This window comes from Klebsiella sp. CTHL.F3a, from assembly GCF_019890895.1.
In the GTDB taxonomy this organism is placed as follows: Bacteria; Pseudomonadota; Gammaproteobacteria; order Enterobacterales; family Enterobacteriaceae; genus Klebsiella; species Klebsiella grimontii.
This window is the reverse complement of sequence record NZ_CP082360.1, coordinates 4254863-4280488: the sequence shown is the minus strand read 5'-3', so window position 1 is coordinate 4280488 and position 25626 is coordinate 4254863. Positions and strand designations below refer to the sequence as shown.

The following is a 25626-nucleotide window of genomic DNA, read 5'->3' as shown; positions in this document are numbered from 1 at the left end:
GCTACTGCTCCGCGACCGAATCAGCGGCGGGCTGGCGTTTGCTCAGGCGAGTCAGCGCGATATAGGCCAGCGCGGACACGCTAATGCCAACCAGCGGGGCGATCCACGGCGACAGGTAAGCCACCACCGCGCCCACGGCGTAGGCGCTCAGTCCCAGCCAGTTAAAACGCGGCAAACGGGCGGTGTGCAGCAGCGGATAGCGGCCGCCGCGATAAAACCAGTAGTCGGCGAGGATCACGCCGCCGATGGGCGGAATGATGCTGCCCAGCAGCACGAGGAAAGGGATCAGCATTTCATACATACCGCCAATGGCCAGCAGAATGCCGACCCCGGCGGCAACCACGGTCAGGGTGCGGCGACGCTCGCTGCGCAGCAGATGGCAGGCCGCCGCCGAAACGTTGTAGATCGTCGGTCCCTGAATCGTCAGCAGGTTGAGGCACAGCATCACCACCGCGGCGACCGACAGCCCCTGCAAAATCAGCACTTCCACGATATCGGCCTGCTGGTAGACGATGGCGCACCAGGCGCCGGCGATAATCATCAGCCCGTTGCCGATCAGGAAGCTGCTCATGCTGGCGACGATGGCGGTGCGGCTGGAGTTAGCCAGCCGCGTCCAGTTCGTCGCCTGGGTCGCGCCGCTGGCAAAGGTGCCGAATACCATGGTGATGGCCGCCGACCAGGTCATGGTTTCGCCCGGTTCGATTTTGGTCATCGCCTGCCAGCCGCCGGCATGATGGGCGGCGAGATACATCGACACCACCAGCAGAATAAACATCAGCGGTACCGACACGCGCGACAGCGCATCCAGCCCCTTATAGCCCACCAGCGCGGTGACGCAGAACAGGATGCCGAACAGGATCATCAGCGGAATGGTTGTCGCCTCAGGAAGGGCGAGGATTTTGACCAGCGAGATGGCGACCGTCGCGGTCCCCCAGGCGTACCATCCCAGCTCGGCGAAACCGAGAATAAAATCGGCGAGCTTGCTGCCGATTTCACCGAAGCAAAAACGGCCCATCAGCACGGTATTCAGCCCGCTGCGCGCGGCTATCCAACCGAGCGACGCGGCGTACAGGGCCAGCAAAAAGTTACCGATGACCGCAATCCACAGCAGGTTAACGATGGAGAAAGAGACGCCAAGCTTGCCGCCCGCGAACATGGTGCCGGTAAAAAAAGTAAAGCTGAACAGAACCATCGAGATGGAAAATACGCCTTTACGCCCGGATGCGGGCGCTTCGACGAGCGGAAAATCATTGCTGTTTGACATGGTGGAACCTCTGAGTGGCTATCCGAAAAGCGATGGCAGAGGAGTAGCAAGAGGTGTGCCAGAAAAAGCGGGGCAGGGGTAACACAATGAAGTGGGCAGTGTGCACATAAAATGGCGTTTTTTAGCCGATGTTTGCCATAAATGTGTGCACAATGACATGTTTTGCACCGCCGTGGAGCAGGGGAGTGCGCTATTGCACGCATTCCTGTCGGCTGGCACCTTACCCGACCTGCGGGGAGGGCGGAATCGACAAATGATGCCAATTTTGCGCCATTTCCCGGCGGCACGATCCCCCATCTTTTTGACCACCTGTAGCCGGTAATTTTGGCGTCATGAAAATGCTCAGTTGTATTGTTGTTAAAAACAGTAATTTCATATTCTTTTCTGATATAACCATTATCAATGTAAGTCTTTCCTGAAATATTGTTCGCTTACGTCGGCGGTGTTAGTATCGGGTAAATAGCCATTTAGACGGCTAAATACAACATCGCTAAACTAAGGAACTGCTATGTGGCAAGAAAGACTCGCGCAACTGGTCACCACCTGTCACTGGATCGGCGCGAAGGGCTGGGCGCCGGCCACCGGCGGCAATATGTCGGTGCGTCAGGATGAGACCTGGTGCTGGCTCAGCGAGTCGGGGCGCGATAAAGGCAGCCTGACGACGGAGGATTTCCTCCAGGTGGAGATCGCCAGCAACACAGCGCCTTCCGGGCGTAAACCCTCCGCTGAAACCGGCCTGCATACCCTGGTGTATCGCCTGTTCCCGGAGGCGAACGTGGTTCTGCACGTGCATACCGTCAACGCCACCGTGCTGTCGCGGATTGAAAAAAGCGCCACCCTGGCGCTGCAGGGTTATGAGATGCAGAAAACCCTGACCGGCCAGCACAGCCATCTCGATACCGTGCCGGTCGCTATTTTTGATAACGACCAGGATATCGATGCCCTGGCGGCGCGCATTGAAGATTATGCCCAGACCCACCCGCTGCGCTACGGCTTCCTGCTGCGCGGCCACGGCCTGACCTGTTGGGGTAAAGACATTCACGAGGCCCGTCGCCAGCTCGAAGGACTGGAGTTTCTCTTCGAATGCGAGCTGATGCGCCGCCGCTACGAACGTGACTAATTTCTCTTCACTAACGGGTCAGGCATGGATTTTTATCTCGGAATCGATATCGGCACCTCGCGTGTGAAAGCGGTGCTGTTTGATGAACGCTTTCAGGCGTGCGCCAGCGCGGCGCAGAACACCGGTCCTCTGCTGTCGGCCAACGGTGACGCCGAGCAGGATATGGCCCAGCTGTGGCAGTCGGTGGTAGCGATTTTACGCGATATCGCCCGGCATCCGGCGCTGCAAAACGGGCGTTTACGCGCCATCGGCCTCGCCGGGCAAGGCGAAGGGGTGTGGCTCAGCGACGCCGAAGGCGAACCGGTCGGGCCGGGTATTCTGTGGAGCGACACCCGCAGCCGCGATCTGATGAGCGAACTGCTCAGCCGCCCCGGCTTTGACCGCCGTTTCTTTGACGATACCGGCACCCACCTGCAGCCTTGTAACACCAGCATGCAGCTATGCTGGCTCAAGCATCACCAGCCAGAGCGGCTGGCGGCGGCCCGCTATCTGTTTTTCGCCAAGGACTGGATCCGCTTTCGCCTCACCGGCGTCGCGGCGCTGGATCTCACCGATGCCAGCACCTCTTTGCTGAATCAGCAGAGCGGGAAGCTATCCACGGTGGTGCTCAATGAGATGGGTCTGGCAGATTTACAACATCTGTTCCCGCCGCTACTGGCGCCGGACGCACAGGCGGGCGCGCTGCGTGAAGAGGTCGCGGCGCTCACCGGGCTGCCTGCGGACACGCCGGTGGCGGCTGGTGCGCTGGATGTTTGCAGCGCGGCGCTGGGCTGCGGCGCGGTCAACGACGGCGATATCTATACCATTCTCGGCACCACCTGCTGCACCGGCATCGTCTGCCACGGTCGCCAGACGGTCAACGAGGGGACGCGCTACGTCACCCATACCGAAGCCGGCAGCTTTATTAACCTTTTTCCGATGCAGGCCGGGACGCCGAACATCGACTGGCTCCAGCAGCAAATCTCGCTTGAGCCGGATTTACGGCAGCTGGAACAGAACATCGCCAGCGTTGAACCGGGCAGCGGCGGCGTCTTCTGGCAGCCCTACCTCAACGGCGAACGCGCGCCGTTCTTTAGCCCTGAGGCGCGGGCCGGTTATTTCGGCATTAGCCAGCACACCACCCGCGCGGAGCTGCAGCGGGCGGTGTTCGAAGGGCTGGCCTACGCCATCGTCGACTCGCTTCAGGGCTACCCGCAGGGCGGCGAACTGTACCTGACCGGCGGCGGCGCGGCTTCGGCGACCTGGCTGCAAATTATTGCCGACTGTACCGGCAGAACGGTGGTTTCCAGTCCTTTCAACGAACTTAGCGCGCGCGGCGCGGCGATTCTGGCGGCGCGAAGCGTCGATGCGCTGACCCGTCATCCGGCGCTGGAACAGACTCGCTATCGGCCCAATCCGCAGGCGCACAGCCGCTATGTCGCGCTCTATCCGGTTTACCGCCTGCTGCGCGAGCAGATGCTCCCGGTGTGGCAGGCCCGCCGCGAGGCGCTTCAACATATTTCTCAGGAATAACGCATATGAAAATTGTTTTTACCGCCGAGCACGCCGGCGACCTCAGCGCTTTTCAGCAACTGGGCGAACTGCGGGTGGAAGGCTGGGCGCTGGGCAAGCCGAAGCTGAGCGCAGGCCAGCTGATCGAACTGGCCCACGACGCCGAGGTGCTGGTGACCAGCTACGATGAGGTGACGGAAGCGGTGATCGCCGCCTGCCCGCGTTTACAGGTGATCGCCTGCACGCGCGCCAATCCGGTGAACATCGATACCAAAGCCGCCCAGGCGCGCGGTATCCGCGTGCTCTATACGCCGGGGCGCAACGCCGACGCTGCCGCCGAGCTGACGCTGGGGCTGATGCTGAGCCTGGCGCGGCATATTCCGCAATCCCACGCGGCACTGAAGCGCGGTGAATTCACTCACGCCGAGAACGCGGCCCAGGCTACCCAGAGCGGGCTGCGCCGCGATGTGGTGTGGGACGTCAGTCCGCAAAGCCCGTATGAGGTGTTTAAAGGCAGCGAGCTGCGCAACAAAACCCTGGGGCTGATCGGTTACGGTAATATTGGCCGCCGGGTGGCGCGTATCGCCCGCGCCTTTGGCATGGCGGTACTGGTAGTGGACCCGTTTGTCGCCGCCGAGGATATCAACGAACCGGGGTTGCAGAAGACAACGCTTGAAGGGCTGTTCCGCGAGGCGGATATCGTGAGCCTGCATCTGAGCAGCGGCCCGCACAGCGATGGGCTGGTGAACGCGCAGTTGTTGAATAGCATGAAGCCGGGCGCGCTGTTGATTAATACCTCGCGCGCGGCGGTGGTGGATGAGGAGGCGCTGATTCACGCGCTGCGCCACGGCCCGCTGGGCGGTGCGGCGCTGGATGTCTACCATCGCGAGCCGCTGTGGCGCGATCATCCTTTCGTTACCGAGTTTGATAACGTGATTATTACTCCGCATATCGCCGGGGCGACGCGGGAGAGCATTGCTAAGCATACGGCGATGATTGCCGCCGATCTCCAGCGCTACGTCGCCGGAGAGCCGCTGCTCTATCAGTGGCGTTAAGCCGCGCTTGCCGCCGCGCAATGCGGCGGCGAAGCTTGTTATCTACGACGGTGGGTCGCCATAAACTCCTGCGTATGCTGCCAGTCAACCACGCCGGCATCCGATCCCATGCCGGTCGCCACCAGGGCGGCGACGGCGGAAGCCACCTCGCACGCCTCTTTGACGCTTAGCCCACGGGCCAGCGCGGCGATAAAGCCGCCGCAGTAGCTGTCGCCGCAGCCGGTAGTATCTACGGCATCGACCCGGTACGGCGCGATATGCTCGACGGCGCCGTCGCGGGTCAGCAGCCAGGAGCCGTTCTCGCCGTCCTTCAGAATGCAGGTTCCGACGCCAAGCGCAAAGAAGAAGCGGGCGATCGCTTCCGGCTGGGTCTCCCCGGAGAGATACGCCGCTTCTTCAAGGGAAGGCATAAAGTAGTCCACCGACGGCAGCAGCGGGCGCAGCAGATCCAGGGTGCGCGCGTCGGGGGCGATTAAATCAAAGCTGGTGGTGACGCCGCGGGCTTTCGCCGCCTGTAACAGCAGCGCGCTTTGCCCACTGTCCATCGCCGCCAGCAGGCCGCTGCCGCCGTGGTGCAGAAAGCGGCAATCAAGGATCGCGTCAAACTCCTCTTCGCCGACGAAAAGGGCATCGGAGGCCCCCCGACAGTGCAGCGCCGGGCGCTCGCCGTTGGGGCGGATGGGCAGGATCGTCGCCGATGTTTCCTGCTGCGCGGTGCGCTGGATCAGCGAGCAGTCGATCCCCAGACGCGCGTAGCTGGCGAGGATAAAATCGGCTTTTTCATCTTCGCCGAGGCAGGCCACCGCGGCGGTGCGAATGCCCAGTTTCGCGGCGTTAATATTGGCCCCGGCGGCGGTTCCGGCGGGGTTAAGTCGGATCTGTTCGATAAAGGCTACCCCGCCGCGCGGCGGGATGTCGATGACCGGGCGACCGGCGATATCAAGAATAGTCAGGCCGACAAAGACGGCGTCAAAGGTTGCCATGAGAGCTCCGCTTAACGATGGGTCTGGCGCAGACGCGCCTGCCAGAAGGAGAGGGCCAGCGCGACCACCAGAATCACGCCAACCAGCGCGTCTTTCACCAGGTAGTTCAGCCCCATCAGGTTCAGGCCGTTATCTATAATCGCGAGGAACAGCACGCCGCCGAGGGTGCCGGCGATGCTGACCCGACCCAGCCGGTTGAAGGCGGTGCCGATAAAGACCGCGGCGATGGCGTCCATCAGGTAGGCCTGACCGGCCAGCGGCGTAAACTGACGCAGGTTGGCGGAGAGAATGACGCCGCCGACGGCGCACAGCGCGGAGGCCGACACCAGCACCCACAGCATGGTCCGGCGGTCGCGGATCCCGGCGATCCGCGCCGCTTCGCTGTTCTGACCAATAGCGCGCACGTATTTGCCGAACAGCGTACGTTCGGTAATCAGCCAGGCCGTCAGCCACAGCGCCAGCACGATCACCACCGGCGTTGGAATACCGGCGATATTGCCGACCGCCAGATCGTGATACTCCGGCGCCATCCGGCGGTAGGAGATAGAGCCGCCGCCGTCGGTATAGATGCGTTCGGCGCTGCTGGCGATAAACCAGGTGCCGAGGGTGGCGAGGAACGGACGAATCTGGCAGACAAGGATCAGGAAGGCGTTCAGCAGGCCGATAATCACCCCGCCGAGCAGCGCGCAGCCCACCGCTGCCTGCCACGGCAGGTGCCAGGTTTTGAGCGCCACCAGCGCAAAGGCAGCGCCGAAATCAAGCGCGACGCCGACGGAGAGGTCAATCGCCCCGGCGCTAACGATAAGGGTCATCGCCATCGCCACGATCAGCAAAATCGCGCTGCCCTGCAGCAGATTGGCCCAGTTATCGAAGGTCAGAAATACCGGGTTCGCCCAGCCGAACAGGGCAATCGCCAGCAGGGTAATGCCGCCGAATCCCGCCCGAGAAAGCCACGCCAGCGGGGTGCTGCCGGTTTGACTCGTTGATGGGGTCTTGAGCGTCATCTGGCTCATCAGTTGCCTCCTTTATGTCTGACCGCCGACGCCGCCAGCACCACGAGGATCAGGCCGCCTTTGATCGCGCCCATCCAGAAAATATTCACCCCCAGCAGGCCGAGCCCGTTTGAGAGCGCGTTGACCAGTACCGCGCCGAGCAGCGCCCCCCAGATGGTGACCACCCGACGCCGCGAAAACGCCGCGCCGATAAAAGTAGCGAGGACGGTTTCCAGCAGCAGCGGCGTCGCCGTGCCGCTGCTGCTGCCGGAGCCCTGGCTAAGCAGCGGCAAAATCGCCAGGCCAGCGGCAATGCCTGCCAGCAGCCAGACGATAATGGTCAAACGACGAACGTTGAGCCCGCTCATCTGCGCCATATCGCGGTTACCGCCCACCGCCTGTAAATGCTGGCCGAAGCGGGAGTGGTGGAGCAAAAACTGAAACAGCGCGAAGACCGCCAGCAGATAGATAAGCGGCAAGGGAATGCCGAACAGATCGTTATCGCGAAAAGCCACCATCAGCGGGTCGTTTACCGCGATGCGCCGCTGGCCGGTCAGCAGGTCGGTCAGTCCGGTGAAGGCCACCGAGGTTGAGAGGGTCGCCAGCAGCGGCGGCAGACCCGCCGCCAGCACCAGCGTAGCGTTGACCGCGCCGCAGGCCAGGCTCACGGCAATCAGCAGTATAAACAGCGCCAGGTACGGGGTGTTCCACTCGGCCATGCCGAGGCTGAGCAGCGCGACGCCGAGCACCGCGATGGCGGGCAGCGACAGGTCGATGCCGCCGGAGACCACATCATCGCCGCCGACGGCAATCACGCAGACCAGGCCGAAGCAGAGGATCGCCAGAGGCACGCTCTGCACCAGCATCATGCTGATATTTTGCCAGCTTAAAAAGAAAGGCGACTGCAGGCTGAGCCAGACCAGCAGCGCAAAAAAGAGAATCAGGGGAAATTTTTCGATAAGCGTCGTGATGCCCGGAAGGGGGCGGCGCTGGATACCTGCATTCATACCTGTTGTTCCTGTCCACCGTTAATCGTCACCAGCAGCGCGTCCAGCGTCAGCCCGCGGGTCGGGAGATTAGCCACTAGCTCGCCGCGCCACATCACCAGGATGCGGTCGCAAAGGCCCAGCAGCTCCGGCGCGTCGCTGGATGAGACCAGTACGCCGCGACCGCGATCCGCCAGCTCGCGGGTACGCTGATAGATATCGCTGCGCGCGCCGATATCCACCCCGAGGGTGGGTTCATCGAGGATGAAAAGCCGCGCATCGGTGCCCAGCCAGCGGGCGAGAATCGCCTTTTGCTGGTTGCCGCCGCTCATAAAACGCACCGGCAGTTCCGGACGGCCGGGGCGGATGGCGAGCTGTTCGATCCAGCCGCGCGCTTTATCCAGCGCTTTGCCGCGATGTTCCCAGCCGAAAGTGGCGGTCTCCGGTAGCGAGGCCAGATTGATATTGTCGGCGGTGGAGAAGGGGAGAATCAGCCCCTGATGGCGACGGTCGCGCGGCACAAGGGCTAGCCCGGCGCGGGTAGCCTGATACGGCGTCCGCAGCCGCTTCGCCTGGCCGTCGATGCTAATCGTGCCGCTGCGGGGGCGGCGCAGCCCGTAAAGCAGATCGACCAGCACGTCGCGCCCGGCGCCCAGCAGCCCGGCGATGCCGACGATCTCTCCCGGCTGAATATCAAAGCTAATATCGTGCAACTGCTGACCGTCGCTGAGATGGCGAACCGACAGCACCGGCGCGGCGGCATCGACCTGATGAGCGCTGCTCTGGCGAGGGGTATAGAGCTGTTCAATGTCGCGACCGACCATCATTTTAATCAGCGCGTCGGTATTCTGCAGGAGCTCCCGGTCTGGATAGCCGACGACCTCGCCGTTACGCAGCACCGTGCCGCGATCGCAAAGGGCGGCGATTTCGTTGAGATAGTGGGAAATATAGAGGATCGCGATCCCCTGCTCGCGAAGGCGCAGAATCGCTGAGGAGACCAGGCTGGCCTCTTGCGCCTCCAGCGGCGCGGTGGGCTCATCGAAGACCACCAGCTTTGCCGCGCCGTCGATCAGCGCCCTGGCGATTTGCACCAGTTTGCGCTCGGCGAGGCTGAGGTCGCGGATCAGGCGGCGGGGATTGATGTCCAGCTGCCAGCTGTCGCGGAAAAACGCCTCGGTCGCGGCGTTCATCCGCCGCCGGTCCAGCGCCCCCCAGCGGGTGCGATACTCCTGGCCGAGGAATACCGATTCCGCCACGGTAAAGTGCGGGATCAGGTTGAGCTCCTGGTGAATAACGCGGATGCCCAGCGCTTCAATCGCCGCGGGATTGCCGAGCGGCAGCGGCTCGCCGTCGAGCGTGGCGTTGCCGCTATCGGCCCGATAGACGCCAGCGAGGATTTTTATCAGCGTCGATTTTCCTGCGCCGTTCTCGCCGATCAGGCCGTGAATTTCACCGGGGTTCAGAAGCAGCGTGACCGCATTTAATGCAGTCACGTTGGCAAAGCTTTTGCTGATCTGGTTCATCGCCAGGCCAGCGGCGGGGGTCGCCCCGCCGGAGGATTGAGTGATCACTGCAGTTCGCCATATCCTAGCTGTTTGTAGACCGCTTTCGCCTCTTGCGGACCTTTCACCGGGACCACCGGAATAAAGGTTTGCAGGGGCAGCTTCTGTTTGTCGAAGTAGCGCGCGACGTTATCGGCAGAGGTCTGGCCAATCAGGTGCGGCTGCTGGGCGACGTTGGCGACGAACGGGCTGCCCGGTTCGGCCATGATCTCCAGCGTTTCCGGGCCGGCGTCGATGGCGGTGACTTTCACGTCTTTATCGCGTCCGGTCTCTTCCAGCGCCTGGACAATACCGATTGCCGGCTGATCCCAGCAGGCCACGTGAATTGCGTCGAGCTTACCTTTCGGGTACTGGCTCAGCAGTTCGAGGGTTTTCTTCCGCGCGTCTTCCGGGGAGTTGGCAAACTGTTCGGCCAGCTCCGGCTGAATAATATGAATATCCGGGTAATCTTTAAGGACATATTTCCACTGGTCGTAACGAATGCCGCAAATACGCAGGGAGCTGGAGAACGCGTTAAATACCGCGACGTTGCCTTTGCCACCCAGCTCATCGGCCATATAACGACCAATGGTCGATCCCAGCGTGTAGTTATCGGAGGTGGTGTTATTGACCGAATATTTCGAAACGTGGTCTACGGTAAATACCGGAATGCCGGCATCGCGCAGCGCTTTGAATTTAGGCTCAACGGCGCTGTCGCCCAGAATGCTAATTACCGCATCAACCTTACGCGACAGTAAAATATCGTGGTTATTCGCATGAACCTGATTATCGCGGCCGCCGTCGACGCCGATCACCTTACCACCCAGTTTCTCTACCTCTTCGGTCGCACCCTTATAGGCTTCACGATCCCAGAAGTGCTGTGTGCCGACCACGGCGACGCCGATGGTTTTTCCCTGAAGCGATAGCGTCTCCGCCGCCAGAGCGTTAACGGAGGCAAGCGAGAGCATGCCCAGCGCGATGGGCAATAATTTCATTTTCTGCGACATTCTTATTATGGTCCTGTAATGGAGGTGGCTGCGGAGCCGTAGCATGACAATAACAACTACACAACCTCAAATACAAAATATGTCTAAGTTATATCAACAATGTTATATCGCAGATTTGCCTGAGGAAAACGTGAATTTGTCATCTGCAACCTGAAAATATTTCATGATGCAGTTTAATCCCTTTTTATTTTGTGGGCTTAATTTGCTTGCAACTCTTATTTAATCAAAACAATATTGCTGCTTAATTAGTATTAATGCATATCTTAAATATATCGTATTACGCAATAATCTTAAGCCATTTTAATTGGTAAACGCTTTTAAGGCAGTAGATTGTATGGCGACAGGGCTTTTAAATTTATTATTCCTGCGATTTATTATAGCGGCCGTTAGCAGGTGAGAAAAAACCACATGAGAAAACAACATAATCTGACCGTAATGCACTGGGGAACCTGGCAGGTACAGGCACGTGACGGCAACATTGAGGCGGTGACGCCGGTGCTGTGGGATAAAAATCCCTCACCTATCGGACAGTCGCTCCCGGATGCGGTCACCAGCAAGACGCGCATTCGCCGTCCGGCGGTGCGCGCCGGCTATCTGCAAAATGGTCCGGCTTCCCGCGAGGGGCGAGGTAAAGAGCCGTTCGTGGAGGTGAGCTGGGAGGTGGCGCTCGATCTGCTGGCGCGCGAACTGAATTCGGTCAAAGCGCGTTGCGGCAATGAAGCGATTTTCGGCGGTTCCTACGGCTGGGCCAGCGCCGGGCGTTTCCATCACGCGCAAAGCCAGCTGCATCGCTTCCTTAAGTGCTTCGGCGGCTATACCGCCAGCACCAATACCTACAGCAGCGCGGCGGGTGAGCGCATCCTGCCGCATATTCTCGGTCCGCTGAGCCCGCTGCACCGCCAGCATACCCACTTTTCTGAGCTGGCGCGCGAGTGTCAGCTGTTCGTCGCCTTCGGCGGCCTGCCGCTGCGTAATGCGCAGGTCAACGGCGGCGGCGCCAACGACCATATGCTGAAATACTGGCTGGAAAAGATGCAGGCGCAGGGGACGCGCTTTATCAATATCAGCCCGGTACGCAACGATCTGAGCGCCGTGGAGAGCGCAGAGTGGTTTGCGGTTCGTCCGGGGACCGACACCGCGCTGCTGCTGGCGCTGTGCTACGTGCTGATTAATGAATCCCTTTACGACAGCGCTTTTGTCGCCAGCCATACCGTGGGCTTTGCGCCTTATCGCGCCTACCTGATGGGGGAGCGCGATGGCGTCGCGAAAACGCCGGAGTGGGCGGCGGCGATAACCGGTCTTGAGGCGCAGCGGATTGTCGCGCTGGCGCGCGAGATGGCGAGCCTGCGCACGATGGTCAATATCTCGTGGTCGATTCAGCGGGCGCGCCAGGGCGAACAGGCCTACTGGGCGACAGTGGCGCTCACCGCGCTACTGGGGCAAATCGGTACGCCGGGTGGCGGGTTAGGATTTGGCTACGCCTGTACCAATCTGGCAGGAGCGGCGCGGAAAGCCTTTTCCGGACCGCGTCTTCCTGCCGGGGATAACGCCGTGAACAGCGTGATTCCAGTGGCGCGTCTCTCCGATATGCTGCTGCATCCGGGTGAAGCGTACGAGTTTGACGGCCAGCTTCTGCGCTATCCCGATATTCGCCTCGTCTACTGGGCGGGCGGCAACGCGTTTCATCATCATCAGGATCTTAACCGCCTGTGCGAAGCCTGGCGGAGGCCGGAAACGGTAGTCGTACACGAGCAGTTCTGGACCGCGCAGGCCAAATTTTCCGATATCGTTTTGCCGGCCACCACTTCGCTGGAGCGGGAAGATATCGGCAGCGGAGGCCACGACGGCTTTATGATCGCCATGAGCGCGCAGATCCCGCCGGTGGGCGAAGCGCGCGATGATTACGCCATCTTCTGCGATCTCGCCGAACGGCTGGGGTTCGCTGAGCGTTTTAGCGAGGGGCGCGATGCCGGGCAGTGGCTGCGGCAAATCTACGAAGCGTCGCGGCCGCGCGCGCAGGAAGAAGGGATCGCGTTGCCGTCGTTTGACGCGTTCTGGCAGCAGGGAGTGCTGGAGTATAGCGCGCCGGAAAAACCGCAGGTCTTTTTGGCGGATTTTCGCGCCGACCCGCAGCGCTATCCTCTCGCCACGCCGTCCGGCAAGATTGAGCTTTTTTCAGAAACCATCGCCGGTTTTGGTTATCGCGAGTGCCCAGGCCACCCGTGGTGGGATGAGCAGGAGGCGGAGCGGCAGCGGCAGGAGGCGGCGCGCTGGCCGCTGCACCTGCTCTCCAGCCAGCCGCGCACCCGTCTGCATAGCCAGTACGATCACGGCAGCGTGAGCCGGGCGACGAAAATTGAGGGGCGAGAGCCGCTGTGGATGCACCCTCAGGATGCGCAGGCGCGGGATATTCGCGAAGGCAGCGTGGTCAAGGTTTATAACGCCCGTGGCGCGATTCTCGCCGGCGTGCACCTGAGTGAGCAGATTTTGCCGGGGGTGGTGCAGATGTCGACCGGCGCCTGGTACGATCCGTTGGATCCGAATGAAAAGGGGTCGCTGGATAAGCACGGTAATCCCAACGTGCTCACCGAGGATCGCGGCAGTTCGCGACTGGGGCAGGGCTGTAGCGCTCAGAGCTGCTGGGTGGAAATTGAGCCATGGCGCGAAGCGCTGCCGCCGGTGACCGCTTTCGATCCGCCGAGGTTTATTGGCGCTTAGGCGCAGGGAATCGCCGGGCGGCGGCAGGCGCCTTGCCCGGCCTACAGGATCATCGCCGTCTGCGGGTCGAGTAGCCTGCACAGGCGCGTTACGCGCCGCCTCCGGGAAAGCGCCTTGAGAGCGATGATAAGCCTGCTCACCCCTTGAATCGCGGCATTACGCCAGCCGTGGGTAGGCGCTGGCGATATCGTCGCCGGTAAACTGGGCTATCCAGCCTTCCGGGTTGTCGAAGATGCGGATGGCGGTGAAGTTGGGCTCAGAGCCCATATCAAACCAGTGCGGCGTGTGAGCGGGAACCGAAATCAGGTCGTTCTTCTCACACAGAACCTGGAACACCTCATCGCCAATATGCAGGCAAAACAGCCCGGCGCCCTCGACGAAGAAGCGCACTTCGTCTTCCCCGTGGGTATGCTCGTTGAGAAACTTTTCCCGCAGCGCCTCTTTTTGCGGATTATCCGCGCGCAGGCTGATCACGTCCCAGCTCTGATAGCCTTTCTCTGCCACTAGCTTATCAATCGCATGCTGATAGGCGGCAATGACCGTTTCTGCGGTTGGCGCCGCGCCTAAATCACGGTCGGCCTGCCAGCGCTCGAAACGGACGCCTTTGGCATTGAGCTGCTGCTGGATCTCTTCGGCGTCAGTGCTGTGCCAGAGCGAGTTTTGCGGGTCTTTCACGGAAAAAATGGTTAATGCGCTCATGCTGGGATCTGCTCCGGATGAATATCGTCAAAACGCTGAACCTGCGGATGGTGGCTGGCCGGGTCGCGGTCGCCGCGCACCAGCTGTAGGGTGCGGAAACCGGCCTCTTCCGCGGCATCCAGCTCCTGATGAATATCGGAAAGGAACAGGATGGCGGCAGGAGGCTGTCCCAGCTGCTCAGCAATGTTGCGGTAGGACTGCGCTTCACGCTTGGCGCCTACCAGGGTATCGAAATAGCCGTTGAACAGATGAGTAATATCACCTTCATCGCTGTAGCCAAATAACAATTTCTGCGCTGCAACGGAGCCTGAGGAATATACATATAAATCAATACCCTGTGACCTCCATTTTTCCAACGCCGGCAGAACATCCGGATACAGATGGCCGGTAAAGTCGCCATGAACGTAGCCATCGCGCCAGATAATGCCCTGCAGCGCCTTGAGGGCAGTCGATTTGCGGTCTTCATCCATAAAGGCGAAGAGGGTCGCAATCAGTTCTTCGGCGCCAGCCGCCGGCTGGGCGATCTCTTCGCGCAGGTTATCGAGAATGGTCTTCACCGGCTCGACAAACTGCTGAGCGGTCACGAAACCGGCCAGGCGTTCGCGGGCGTACGGGAACAGAACGTTGTGGACGAAGCGAATGTCGCTGGTGGTGCCTTCAATATCGGTCACGATAGCGCGGATCATGAGTTCTCCAGAGTGAGCGGTAGGTCGTGCTGACGGTGGCGTTGTGCTGATAGCTGTTTTTCAATCATAAGCGAAATAACGTTATCATTTAGACGTCTAAGCGTCTTGATTGCCAAATATTAACATCGTGTTATAGTGGCTTCAACAACAGCATCACAAACGGTACAAAAAGAATGAGCAATAAGCCACTGATTCCCGAGAGTAAACTCCCCTCACTGGGCACGACCATTTTTAGCCAAATGAGCGCCCTGGCCCAGCAGCATCAGGCGATTAACCTGTCGCAGGGGTTTCCGGATTTCGACGGCCCACGCTATTTGCAGGAGCGACTGGCGTATCATGTTGCGCAGGGAGCCAATCAGTATGCGCCGATGACCGGCGTAGCCGCGCTGCGCGAAGCCATCGTCGATAAAACCGAAGAGCTGTACGGCTACCGTCCCGATGCCAACAGCGACGTGACCGTGACCGCCGGAGCGACGGAAGCGCTGTATGCGGCGATTACCGCCCTGGTGCGCGCCGGCGACGAGGTTATCTGCTTTGACCCAAGCTACGATAGCTATGCCCCGGCGATTGAGCTGTCGGGCGGCGTGCTGAAGCGAATTGCCCTCCAGCCGCCGCATTTTCGCGTTGACTGGCAGCAGTTCGCCGCGAGCCTCAGCGACAAAACTCGACTGGTTATACTCAATACGCCGCACAACCCGTCAGCAACGGTGTGGCTGCGGGAAGATTTTGCCGCGCTATGGCAGGCGATCGCCGATCGTGAAATCTACGTGCTTAGCGATGAAGTTTATGAACATATCTGCTTTGCTGCTGAAGGGCATGCCAGCGTGCTGGCGCATCCGCAGCTGCGCGAACGGGCGGTAGCGGTTTCTTCATTTGGCAAAACCTTTCATATGACCGGCTGGAAGGTCGGCTACTGTGTAGCGCCTGCCGCCATTAGCGCGGAGCTGCGTAAAGTGCATCAGTATCTGACTTTTGCCGTCAATACGCCCGCCCAGCTGGCGATTGCCGATATGCTGCGTCGCGAACCGGAGCATTACCGGCAGCTTCCGGCGTTTTACCGCGAGCGGCGGGATCTGTTTATTGATGCGTTGCGTTCCAGTCGCCTGGAAATTTTGCCCTGCGAAGGGACTTATTTCCTGCTGGCGGACTATAGCGCCGTCTCGGATCTGGATGATGTCAGCTTCTGCCGCTGGTTAACCACCGAAATCGGCGTCGCGGCGATCCCTCTGTCGGTGTTCTGCGCCGATCCGTTCCCGCATAAGCTGATACGCTTGTGCTTCGCCAAACAGCCAGCAACGCTGCTGGCTGCGGCGGAACGACTGTGTCGTCTGTAATTATTTAACGGTCCACGCCTGAGAAAATTGACGGTCGCCGAACATCTCTACCAGACCGTTGATTTGCTTCAGGCGCAATACTTCGTCTGAATCCATACCTAACTCTTTGCCGATTTTAGTATCGGACCAGCCGAGATGCGCCAATTCCTGGACAATTTCCGACATCGCATGAATCTGATGCCGCCCGCGGGCCCGGTTGTGGCGAATGGTCGCGGCCATTAGAGAATCACGCTTAGCGCCGTTGCTTTCCAGGCAGGCGATGGGCAGGTAGCCTTTCAGCCGTTTTTTCAATGTCGCTTTGCCGCTGGCCAGTTCATGACGATGAAAACCATCGATAATGGCGTAGCGCTCCTGCTCCTGTTTCAGCACCACAACGGGTTGCGTGAAGCCGTCCGTTTCCAGCGAGGTGAATAACAGGCGCTTTTCAGGCGGCGCAAGGTTATTTGGGTTGTAATCATTAGGCAAAACGTTTTCCTGTTTGACCCACAGCACGCAATCAACCGGTTGTGATTTGAAAGGACTATATTCATGCAGAGTCTGGCGAAAGGCGTTAAGCGCAGTAATCTTTTCCTCTTCATCTTCCAGCGATTGCAGATAGCGTTCAATAGCCTGGATTAATTGTCGTTGCATAGTATTCCCCATTGCTGGCGCTTTTTATTCATACGCTCGCGATAGCGTTTATATTGATGAGATTTGGTCGGACTAAAAGAAAGCTGGCGGCACCAGTAATCATTATTCAGGAGAACTTTGCAGATGCGCCGCCATGAGGGGATATCTTTGGAACCAATGTCCGCCGGTTGCGTATCCGGTATATCCGCCATTCCCTGCTTCTGATACCAGTGCAGATAAACGGCGATTTTATTGCGATAGTGTTCCGCCGTTTTCTCCGGCATGCTATCGAGCAAGAACAGGGCATAGCTTTTCCACGTGTGCTGTTCCGGCTTATCCAGCTTTCGATGACCGTAGAACTGATTATCGTGACCGGCGTAGACCCCGCCGCAGTGGACGCCGCTGACGCGCTGGCACATGGCGGCCCAGCGTTCAGGTTCCAGCACATGGTAGAGCCACAGTCCCTGGCGCTGTTCCGGGCCAAAGGGTTCGCAAATGCGCATATAACGCAGCGGAACGCCCGCCTGATACATCAGGTTATAGAGTGGGTTATAGGACAGGCCGCTTTTACCAAACCAGGTCCAGATATCGGCGGTTTTCCAGTCGTAGATAGGATAGATGTACCATGCGTGACCGCCCGGCGCTGAGGTGGTCCAGGGCTTATCGTCGGCAAAGCGAAGCTTACGCTGCGAGGAGATGGCGATAAACCGATTAAGCGATTCATCGGCACGGATGCCGACCATAACCGCCGCGGGACGGTTTTGCGAAAACCAATCGGCAAATTCGCGGACGAACGTTTCAAAGCTCATACCCGATTGATAAAATGGGAAATAACCCGGATCGGTAATCGCGTCCTTCGGTGGTTGACGCACCCAGCGCGCGCCGGGTTCCCAGCACTGCCATTCGGGGTTGTATTGGGTCAGCGAGTTTTGCGTGGTGAGGGGCAGCGCCACCCAGAAAAATTGCTCAATAACGTCACGATACTCTTCGCGCATCCTTTCGCAATGCGCAATGGTGCAGGAAAACTGCGCTTCCCAATCAACAAACAGGACGCAAATCTTTTTGCCTGTATGGCGGGCATGCTGCGCAGTGAGGTGCAGCATGGTCGTTGAATCTTTACCGCCAGAAAAAGAGACGCAAATGCGAGAGAAGTTATCCATTACCCATTCTATTCTCTGCTGACTGGCCTGCAGAACGGACTCTGGTAATGGAAGTTTTATAAAAGACACAGCCATTATTCCTTTAATGCGAAAGATACTGTGTACTTATATCATATTCTTTTCGTAATCAAGAGATTAGTTATTATTCATTGATTTAATGAAAATTATTTTAATTATTCACTGATATTATTGTTTTCGAAATTATCGATGAATCTTGCAAACTTGGGGTCATCAAGATTTACCCGATTATAGATCATGTAAATACTGACGGAGGGGATCTTAAATGGCACGTTGATAACTTTAAATTTATTCTGGAAACTTATATATTCCAGAATACACGTCGGTACAAAACCGATTAAATCAGTCTGTTGAATAATATTAAGGATGGCGGTGTATGAATCGCTACTGAAAGCGATTTTTCTATCAGCAAGAATGCCTGCAGCCTGGTTTTGAAAGGATTTAGTTCCCTGATCGTTAGACAGATAATAGGTAAAGCGTTCCTGCAGTATGGCTTTTGTCGTGGTCAGCGATGCCAGCCTGGGATGGTTTTCATTACACACCAGCGAAATGTCCATCTCCTGGATGCGCTTACAGACGGTAGCTCGCGATATTAGTGGCAGAGTGCTGAATATCAGGTCGGCTTTACGGTAGGATAGCAAGCTTTCTACCGACTCTCCTGATGCCAGCAGATCGTGATGCTCAACGTGCAGGTTTGAATCATTTAATAGCATATGAATCAAATTAGTTGTTTTAGGGGTAATAAAAAGCTGCGGGGCATAAACCACAAGACGTTTCTTTAATTCAGAACGGTTGGTCAGATAGATAGTTTGTTCTAATTGATTCAGGTTTTTTTCGAGATGATGATGCAGATTAACACCTACCGTAGTCGGCGTTATCCCTTTACCTGAACGAACGAATAGTGGGTCATTTAGCTGGGTACGGAGACGCTGAAGTGACTGACTGACGGCAGAGGGCGTAATAAATAGCGTTTCCGCCGCTTTGCTGATACTTAAATGCTGGTAAATGCATTCAAAAATAACGAGTAGATTCAGATCGAATTTCTTGAGATCGTAAAGGTTAGCCATTTTCAACGTCCTGTTAAGCTGGCAGTAAGAAAAATAGATTATAATATGTTTTCATTATATTTGTTTGGTGAATGTTCGTTCTTAATTATTTAATGCTCGTGTCGTCGTTAAGTTTATCTAAATATATACCACCGTCGCGCATTCCGCCAGATCCTTTTGTTTACTGCAACGCCAGAGACGGAAGGACGTTTATGAAGTCTGGCTTTGCCTCCTTCATAATCTGTAGTTTTTCTTTATCCGCAGCCTCATTGCGTGTTGAATCCTTCTTTCGTTATTCATAAGGTCAATTGCTGATATGACGTTGGCACCGGGATAGCTTATCAACCGGTGAGGGGCATTAAGACGCTTCGTTTGTGCTGGGTGGAAAAGGCCCGATCGTAGAAGCCGGGGATTCAGATCCGCATGAACAGGGGGGGATAGAGTGAAGCCCAGCAAAATCAAAGGTAAAAGTCATGGCTGTGGTAAAACCTATTACAGCCATAGGTAAGACCTGACGCCGCGTGGATTGCCCTTTCGTTCAGCGGGTGATGTAATCGCTGAGCTGTTACATTAAGGTGTAGAGCGCAACACATTGCCAGCTACTGGCGCTGAACCTACCTGCGGGTGTTTCAGGTAACGGGGCCGCCTGCGAGGGCGGCCTTTTTACTTTTCAGCGCATATAATGCGAAACGCGGTAGCGGTTTGCCATCGCGTTGACAGGTTCACAAAGTTGTCTTGTTTCGGTTGTTAGATAACGCTTATTGATTCGATAATGCAAACGCATTGGTCGAGTCAGGAAAAATTCGTTAACTTAGACCTCAACGAAAACACGGAGGAAGTATAGATGTCCTTAATTAATACCAAAATCAAACCTTTCAAAAACCAGGCGTTCAAAAACGGTGAATTCATCGAAGTAACCGAGAAAGATACTGAAGGCCGCTGGAGCGTCTTCTTCTTCTACCCGGCTGACTTCACTTTCGTTTGCCCGACTGAACTGGGCGACGTCGCAGACCATTACGAAGAATTGCAGAAGCTGGGCGTAGATGTGTACTCCGTCTCTACCGATACCCACTTCACCCACAAAGCGTGGCACAGCAGCTCTGAAACCATCGCCAAAATCAAATACGCGATGATCGGCGACCCGACTGGCGCCCTGACCCGTAACTTCGACAACATGCGTGAAGATGAAGGTCTGGCAGATCGTGCAACCTTCGTTGTTGACCCGCAGGGTGTTATCCAGGCTATCGAAGTTACCGCTGAAGGTATCGGCCGTGACGCGTCTGACCTGCTGCGCAAAATCAAAGCAGCTCAGTACGTAGCTTCTCACCCAGGCGAAGTTTGCCCGGCTAAGTGGAAAGAAGGCGAAGCGACTCTGGCTCCATCCCTGGACCTGGTCGGCAAAATCTAAATTTCCGTCGTCTTTCACGCCATAGCTGCGTAGGCGTCGCCTGCTCACCCCGGTCGCTTACTTCAGTAAGCTCTCGGGGATTCTCAGGCTAGCCGCCTTGCTCTGACGCGAAATACTTTGGAAATGACTTCAGTCATGGGCGCACCGGCGCCCATTTCATTCCAACACCATGATGCAAGCGTATTCAGGCTGCCTGGACGAGGCCGCTTGCATGATGATGTTTTAAGCCCAGGAGATAAAAATGCTCGACACCAACATGAAAACCCAGCTCAAGGCCTATCTTGAGAAGCTGACTAAACCTGTTGAGCTGATTGCCACGCTGGATGACGGCGCTAAATCGGCAGAAATCAGGGAACTGCTGGCTGAAATTGCTGAACTGTCAGATAAAGTCACCTTTAAAGAAGATAACGGCCTGGCGGTGCGCAAGCCGTCATTCCTGATTACCAACCCCGGCTCCAGCCAGGGGCCGCGCTTTGCCGGTTCTCCGCTGGGACATGAATTCACCTCTTTAGTTCTTGCTCTGCTGTGGACCGGCGGCCATCCGTCAAAAGAAGCCCAGTCCCTGCTTGAGCAAATCCGCAATATCGACGGCGATTTTGAATTCGAAACCTACTATTCGCTTTCATGTCATAACTGCCCGGATGTGGTTCAGGCGCTGAACCTGATGGCGGTACTGAACCCGCGTATCAAGCACACGGCGATTGACGGCGGAACGTATCAAAATGAAATCACCGAACGCAACGTGATGGGCGTACCGGCAGTATTTATGAACGGTAAGGAATTTGGTCAGGGCCGCATGACGCTGACTGAAATCGTGGCTAAAGTGGATACCGGTGCGGAAAAACGTGCGGCGGAAGAGCTGAATAAACGTGAAGCCTACGATGTCTTAATCGTCGGCTCCGGCCCGTCCGGCGCAGCTGCAGCCGTTTACTCCGCGCGCAAAGGCATTCGTACCGGCCTGATGGGCGAGCGTTTTGGCGGCCAGGTGCTGGATACCGTGGATATCGAAAACTATATCTCGGTACCTAAAACGGAAGGCCAGAAACTGGCTGGCGCATTAAAAGCGCACGTTAGTGAATACGATGTTGATGTTATCGATTCCCAGAGTGCCTCAAAACTGATCCCTGCTGCGGTTGAAGGCGGTCTACATCAGATTGAAACCGCCTCCGGTGCGGTGCTGAAAGCGCGTAGCGTGATCATTGCTACCGGCGCGAAATGGCGTAACATGAACGTGCCGGGTGAAGATCAGTATCGTACCAAGGGTGTAACCTACTGTCCGCACTGCGACGGCCCGCTGTTTAAGGGCAAGCGCGTGGCGGTGATCGGCGGCGGTAACTCCGGCGTGGAAGCGGCAATCGATCTGGCAGGCGTTGTTGAACATGTCACTCTGCTGGAGTTCGCGCCGGAAATGAAGGCCGATCAGGTTTTGCAGGATAAAGTCCGCAGCCTGAAAAACGTCGATATTATCCTGAACGCGCAGACCACAGAAGTGGTGGGCGACGGCAGCAAAGTCACCGGCCTGCAGTACCGCGACCGGGTGAGCGGCGATGAACATCACGTGGCGCTGGCGGGGATCTTCGTTCAGATAGGTCTGCTGCCGAATACCAACTGGCTGGAAGGCGCGATTGAACGCAACCGCATGGGGGAAATCATCATTGATGCGAAATGTGAAACCAACGTGAAGGGCGTTTTCGCTGCTGGCGACTGCACGACCGTTCCGTATAAACAGATTATTATCGCCACCGGCGAAGGTGCGAAGGCGTCGCTGAGCTCGTTCGATTACCTGATTCGCACTAAAACTGCATAATTCATAATAAAGTAAGACTCAACCTGCACAGTAAAGAGGCTACCCTTGGGTAGCCTCTTTTTTTAGCATGCTGGAGTTACCTGACCACCATCACCGGAATATGAGCATGACGAATCACGCTTGAGGCGTTGGAGCCCAGCAGGTGCGTGCTGATGGAAGGATTGCGGGAGCCAATCACGACCACATCGGCTTTTATTTCATTGGCCAGTTCATTGACCATATCGCGCACGTTGCCAAAGCGGACGTGCATTTTGATTCGCGACGGGTCAATGCTGAAATGTCCAGCCATTGTTTTCAGGCGCGTTTCTGCTTCATGCTGCAAATGCTCTTCAAAGCGGCGCAGGTCGGCTGTAAAACGACTCATCGTGAAGCTTGAAGAACCGGGTAGTACGTGGAGAAGATGGATAACCCCGTCCTGCTGGGCTAAAAACTCGGCATGGCGAACGGCTTTATCGCTTAACTCCATTTCAAAGACATCAACGGGCATAATGATTGTTTTATACATATGCATTCCTCCTTGTTCGTCTGCTTTTATATCAACACATTATAGGAAAGTATTGTGCCATTCAGGTCGCAAAATTGTCAGAACGGCTGGAGTGCGGCGTAAAAGTTTGTCAAATGAGAAGTGAAGAGTGAAAAGTTCAGAAAGAGGATGTGGATACATCCTCTGGATAAAGCGTAAACGCCTCAGGCAGGAAGGGGGTTAACGGTGGAAATCGCCAGCGGCTTCCGGCTGATAGAGCAGTTCCAGCACTTCAAGATGCGTTGAGGTGCCGCCCGGTAATTCCCAGTGAATCGCGCTGCCGACTTTTAGTCCCAGCAGGGCGGCACCGACCGGGGCCATAACCGATAGCTGAGTGGCGCTATCCGTTACCTGGGCCGGGAAAACCAGGGTGCGGATACGCTCTTCACCGGTTGTTAAATCGCGAAACCTGACCTGGCTATTCATGCTGACAACATCATGCGGCATGGCTTCCGGGGCCAGCATTTGCGCGCGGTCAAGCTCGTCATTTAGCGCGTCCGCGACCGGCGAGTTGGCGAAAGCCGGTTGCTCCAGCAGCCTGTCGATGCGCTCTGCGTCAAGTTCATTAATGATGATTGCGGGTCTGGTCATCTCATACTCCATGTTATCCAGGAACCTGTCCGTAAAAGAAAACCCTCACCGAAAATGGCAAGGGTTAATGTCCTCTCATCATACTGAGACTTGCTGGTGGTTTGAAGTGATTAAACGCACATTCATTAACGAACTATAGCTAAGTCGTATAAAACCTAGCCGGCTTTATCCAGCAGAAATTGCTTACCGCAGTTCCCCGGATGGGGCTGAGGTAAGAATGAGTTAGCGGATAAAGGGGCATTGATAGCCGCGGCTTTGATGGAGATTTGCATCTCAGTCAGATAGGCGGGGTTGCCGTTGCAGGTTAACTTGAACGCCTTAACGTTCTGTTTTCCATAGGCCTCAGCGACCGCGGCGTTGAAGTCATCCCGGCTAACGGTTTGCCCGTAATATTTGGCCAGGAAAGCGCCAAGGGGGCCTTGCTTAATTTCGCCGTTCAGGCGCACCATGGCGCCGAAATAGTTGTCAGGATCAAACCCAAAGCAAACGCCATGCTTGGCGTATTCATAACGTTCAAGACATGAGTTGCCGCCCGAACCCGGCATGACGCCGTTAAGTTTATTCGCCATTTCCAGCGATAGACCGGTTTCCGCCGCCCGACATTTTTGCCCGGCTTTCGCTTCCGGCATATTGGGGACAGGGCGGGTCGCGCAGCCAAAACGCATCCAGCGGCGCTCGTCCACTCCGCGCGCGGCAATGGATTTTGGCAGACTCGGCCACAGGCCGTGAACGGTCAGGAAATCGGCTTTATTGCTGCGTTCTTGCTGCAGGCGACACTCTTCCGGCTCGCCGCGGTTTCGGTCTTGCATACTTTGGCAGAACCCCGTTTGCCAGGAGAGAGCCAGCACGTAGCGATCAAAATCACCGTATTGCGTGGCGATCAGCGGATCCGCGCTGACCTGGGCGGCACTAAGCAAAAGGGCAATGGCGACGAAATCCTTCCTGAACATTTTTATTCCTGATGACAAATGGTCATTGATAACATTGCGTTATTAAAGCATAAAAAAGGCGCCAACAGGCGCCTTTTCACAGGGGGTCACCGTTAGCGGATTGCGCTGCCGGGAACCAGCACTTCGGTGGCGATAATAACCACTAGCAAACCCACCAGAACCGGGACAGAGGTCCGTTTTACCACCTCGAACGGTGATATTTTTGCCATCCCGGCGACAGCGACCACCACGCCGGATACCGGCGAAATGGTTCGTCCAAGGTTAGACGCCTGCAGCATCGGTATCGAAAGATAAGCCGGATTGATACCGGAAGAGTGCGCCAGCTTCGGGATCATCTCAACGAAAGCATAGAAGGGGGCGTTACCGGAACCGGTGGTCATGGCCGCCAGCATGGTCAGAATGACCAGCACCAGCATCAGAATAATGCTGGCGGAGCCGAACGACGTGGCAATAGAAATCAGACCGTTAATAAAGCCAATGGTACTCAGCCCCTGAGCAAAGACGCCGGCGGCGACCAGCAGCATCACCACTCCGGCAAAAGCGTCAGCCATGCCGCGATACGCCGCTTCCAGGCCGTTAAACACATTTTTGGTGTTAAAGCCGCGGCAGAATTCCAGAATCGCCGCCAGCAGCATGCAGAGAACCAGAATGGTGATGATATGCAACTCCGGGCCCCATTTGCCGTCGAAAATCAGTACCCCAACGATCGGCGTAAACGGCAGGATGGCGTAGAAAGCGGGAGCGGTGGTGGTTATTTCGTTCACATCGAGCATTTCATGGACGACGTTTTCTTTTTTATCCAGATAACGCTGCCAGAAAAAGTGAGCGATCGCCATGCTGATGATAGCGACAATTGAGATGGGCAGCGTGGTTTTAAAGGCAAAGTCAATCAGCGGCATTTCGGCGGCCTTAGCGGCCAGCACGACATCACCGGAGGTCGGTGACAGAATAATCGCCGCCGGAGAGGCGCAAATAGCGGCGGCGGCACCGCGGCTGATGCCAACGTTGACCATGACCGGGAACAGCGTCGCCATCAGCAGCACCCCAAGACCAGTTGCCGAGGAGACGGCCAGCGACATCAGGCAGGCAACGAAATACGCGGCGATCATCAGTAGATAGGGTGAGTTAATGAAGCGCAGCGGTTTTGACGCCAGCTTCACCACCATGTCATTGGCGCCGATGTGCGTCATATAAGTCGCGAACCCGCAGAGCATCATGATCATCATGCCGAGGTCGCCGCCGCGGCTCATAAGCAGTATCTTGATATATTCAACAATATCGGTGGCGGAGTAACCGGTGCTCTTTGCGTCGCCTGGTAAAATCTTATGCCCCATTAGCGCACTGGCGATGAGTAATACTAAGCCACCGACGAATAGCACGCCGGTGGCTGAATAGCCTTTAATGATGTAGCGGGCGACGCCCACAATGACCACAATCCCAATCAGGATCTCTACTAGCGTAAGCATTCTTTTACCCCTAAACCATTAATCCAAAGAATCTGCTGATAAATAAAGCGAAGGAAAAATTAAGTGAGCGAATGTGCCTAAAAAACGGGCGAAACTCGCTGATGCAAATCAATAAATCGATGAGAATCTCTCGCTGACGGTACAAGGCCGGCATAGTTAAACGTTAGCTAAG

Annotated in this window: 23 protein-coding genes; 7 read left to right on the top strand and 16 right to left on the bottom strand. The window is 56.9% G+C overall.

The window, feature by feature from the left end; genetic code table 11:
- Position 1: 1 nt before the first annotated feature.
- A complete protein-coding gene (gene codB / locus K7H21_RS20200) occupies positions 2 to 1264 on the bottom strand; it encodes a cytosine permease (protein ID WP_004130372.1) in 1263 nt (420 codons plus the stop codon).
- Positions 1265 to 1484: 220 nt separating this feature from the next.
- Positions 1485 to 1640 carry a hypothetical protein gene (locus K7H21_RS20195; protein ID WP_158414298.1) on the bottom strand — a complete coding sequence of 52 codons (156 nt, stop codon included), beginning with the start codon at positions 1638 to 1640 and terminating at the stop codon, positions 1485 to 1487.
- A gap of 132 nt (positions 1641 to 1772) precedes the next feature.
- On the opposite strand from K7H21_RS20195, the gene K7H21_RS20190 reads away from it, so the two are divergent.
- From K7H21_RS20190 to K7H21_RS20180, 3 genes are read left to right on the top strand one after another with little or no spacing between them, the layout of a single operon-like run.
- On the top strand, positions 1773 to 2384 hold the full coding sequence (locus tag K7H21_RS20190) for a methylthioribulose 1-phosphate dehydratase (protein WP_004130374.1): 612 nt from the start codon (positions 1773 to 1775) through the stop codon (positions 2382 to 2384).
- A 24-nt stretch (positions 2385 to 2408) separates the two neighbouring features.
- Positions 2409 to 3896, top strand: a complete 1488-nt coding sequence (locus K7H21_RS20185; RefSeq protein ID WP_142444884.1) for an FGGY-family carbohydrate kinase — start codon at positions 2409 to 2411, stop codon at positions 3894 to 3896.
- A 5-nt stretch (positions 3897 to 3901) separates the two neighbouring features.
- A complete protein-coding gene (locus K7H21_RS20180; protein ID WP_004130378.1) occupies positions 3902 to 4930 on the top strand; it encodes a 2-hydroxyacid dehydrogenase in 1029 nt (342 codons plus the stop codon).
- Positions 4931 to 4968: 38 nt separating this feature from the next.
- Here the strand turns inward: K7H21_RS20180 and K7H21_RS20175 are convergent, their stop codons facing one another.
- From K7H21_RS20175 to K7H21_RS20155, 5 genes are read right to left on the bottom strand one after another with little or no spacing between them, the layout of a single operon-like run.
- Positions 4969 to 5913, bottom strand: a complete 945-nt coding sequence (locus tag K7H21_RS20175) for a carbohydrate kinase family protein (protein ID WP_087828677.1) — start codon at positions 5911 to 5913, stop codon at positions 4969 to 4971.
- Positions 5914 to 5924: 11 nt separating this feature from the next.
- Positions 5925 to 6926, bottom strand: a complete 1002-nt coding sequence (locus K7H21_RS20170; protein WP_123828344.1) for an ABC transporter permease — start codon at positions 6924 to 6926, stop codon at positions 5925 to 5927.
- Positions 6926 to 7912, bottom strand: coding sequence for an ABC transporter permease (locus K7H21_RS20165; RefSeq protein ID WP_139529640.1), 987 nt, complete (start codon positions 7910 to 7912; stop codon positions 6926 to 6928). The genes K7H21_RS20170 and K7H21_RS20165 overlap by 1 nt, the downstream gene beginning before the upstream one ends.
- Positions 7909 to 9414, bottom strand: a complete 1506-nt coding sequence (locus K7H21_RS20160; RefSeq protein ID WP_170100751.1) for a sugar ABC transporter ATP-binding protein — start codon at positions 9412 to 9414, stop codon at positions 7909 to 7911. The genes K7H21_RS20165 and K7H21_RS20160 overlap by 4 nt, the downstream gene beginning before the upstream one ends.
- Before the next feature lie 44 nt (positions 9415 to 9458).
- Complete coding sequence (locus K7H21_RS20155) at positions 9459 to 10439, bottom strand: sugar ABC transporter substrate-binding protein (RefSeq protein ID WP_087828676.1); 981 nt, start codon at positions 10437 to 10439, stop codon at positions 9459 to 9461.
- Between the two features lie 408 nt (positions 10440 to 10847).
- On the opposite strand from K7H21_RS20155, the gene K7H21_RS20150 reads away from it, so the two are divergent.
- Positions 10848 to 13157, top strand: a complete 2310-nt coding sequence (locus K7H21_RS20150; RefSeq protein WP_223035304.1) for a molybdopterin-dependent oxidoreductase — start codon at positions 10848 to 10850, stop codon at positions 13155 to 13157.
- A gap of 156 nt (positions 13158 to 13313) precedes the next feature.
- Here K7H21_RS20150 and K7H21_RS20145 read toward each other — a convergent pair whose 3' ends face one another.
- Both K7H21_RS20145 and mtnC read right to left on the bottom strand, forming a co-directional pair.
- Positions 13314 to 13856, bottom strand: coding sequence for a 1,2-dihydroxy-3-keto-5-methylthiopentene dioxygenase (locus K7H21_RS20145; RefSeq protein ID WP_004130392.1), 543 nt, complete (start codon positions 13854 to 13856; stop codon positions 13314 to 13316).
- On the bottom strand, positions 13853 to 14542 hold the full coding sequence (gene mtnC, locus K7H21_RS20140; RefSeq protein ID WP_004130394.1) for an acireductone synthase: 690 nt from the start codon (positions 14540 to 14542) through the stop codon (positions 13853 to 13855). Before mtnC ends, K7H21_RS20145 begins: the two co-directional genes overlap by 4 nt.
- Positions 14543 to 14730: 188 nt before the next feature.
- Here mtnC and K7H21_RS20135 point away from each other — a divergent pair, with 188 nt between their 5' ends.
- Positions 14731 to 15876 carry a pyridoxal phosphate-dependent aminotransferase gene (locus K7H21_RS20135; protein WP_171016428.1) on the top strand — a complete coding sequence of 382 codons (1146 nt, stop codon included), beginning with the start codon at positions 14731 to 14733 and terminating at the stop codon, positions 15874 to 15876.
- On the opposite strand, the gene K7H21_RS20130 is transcribed toward K7H21_RS20135, so the two are convergent.
- The 3 genes from K7H21_RS20130 to citR all read right to left on the bottom strand — a co-directional run bounded on the left by K7H21_RS20130 (position 15877) and on the right by citR (position 18730).
- The gene (locus tag K7H21_RS20130) at positions 15877 to 16506 is read right to left on the bottom strand and encodes an IbrB-like domain-containing protein (RefSeq protein ID WP_004130398.1); all 630 of its coding nucleotides are present in this window, start codon (positions 16504 to 16506) and stop codon (positions 15877 to 15879) included.
- Entirely contained in the window at positions 16491 to 17714 is a 1224-nt protein-coding gene (locus tag K7H21_RS20125; RefSeq protein ID WP_004130400.1) for a phosphoadenosine phosphosulfate reductase, read from the bottom strand. The genes K7H21_RS20130 and K7H21_RS20125 overlap by 16 nt, the downstream gene beginning before the upstream one ends.
- A gap of 104 nt (positions 17715 to 17818) precedes the next feature.
- Positions 17819 to 18730 (bottom strand): DNA-binding transcriptional repressor CitR, encoded by a 912-nt coding sequence (gene citR, locus K7H21_RS20120; protein WP_004130402.1) that lies wholly within the window; start codon positions 18728 to 18730, stop codon positions 17819 to 17821.
- An 823-nt stretch (positions 18731 to 19553) separates the two neighbouring features.
- Here citR and ahpC point away from each other — a divergent pair.
- Together ahpC and ahpF are read left to right on the top strand one after the other, a co-directional pair.
- Positions 19554 to 20117 (top strand): alkyl hydroperoxide reductase subunit C, encoded by a 564-nt coding sequence (gene ahpC / locus K7H21_RS20115; protein ID WP_004130404.1) that lies wholly within the window; start codon positions 19554 to 19556, stop codon positions 20115 to 20117.
- A gap of 241 nt (positions 20118 to 20358) precedes the next feature.
- On the top strand, positions 20359 to 21924 hold the full coding sequence (gene ahpF, locus K7H21_RS20110) for an alkyl hydroperoxide reductase subunit F (protein ID WP_004130405.1): 1566 nt from the start codon (positions 20359 to 20361) through the stop codon (positions 21922 to 21924).
- 76 nt (positions 21925 to 22000) lie between these two features.
- Here ahpF and uspG read toward each other — a convergent pair whose 3' ends face one another.
- The 4 genes from uspG to dcuC form a co-directional block, all read right to left on the bottom strand.
- Complete coding sequence (gene uspG, locus K7H21_RS20105) at positions 22001 to 22429, bottom strand: universal stress protein UspG (RefSeq protein ID WP_004100140.1); 429 nt, start codon at positions 22427 to 22429, stop codon at positions 22001 to 22003.
- A gap of 198 nt (positions 22430 to 22627) precedes the next feature.
- Entirely contained in the window at positions 22628 to 23038 is a 411-nt protein-coding gene (gene rnk / locus K7H21_RS20100) for a nucleoside diphosphate kinase regulator (RefSeq protein WP_004111326.1), read from the bottom strand.
- A gap of 155 nt (positions 23039 to 23193) precedes the next feature.
- On the bottom strand, positions 23194 to 23988 hold the full coding sequence (rna, locus tag K7H21_RS20095) for a ribonuclease I (RefSeq protein WP_049112036.1): 795 nt from the start codon (positions 23986 to 23988) through the stop codon (positions 23194 to 23196).
- A gap of 92 nt (positions 23989 to 24080) precedes the next feature.
- Entirely contained in the window at positions 24081 to 25454 is a 1374-nt protein-coding gene (dcuC, locus tag K7H21_RS20090) for an anaerobic C4-dicarboxylate transporter DcuC (RefSeq protein ID WP_004130407.1), read from the bottom strand.
- Positions 25455 to 25626 lie beyond the last annotated feature (172 nt).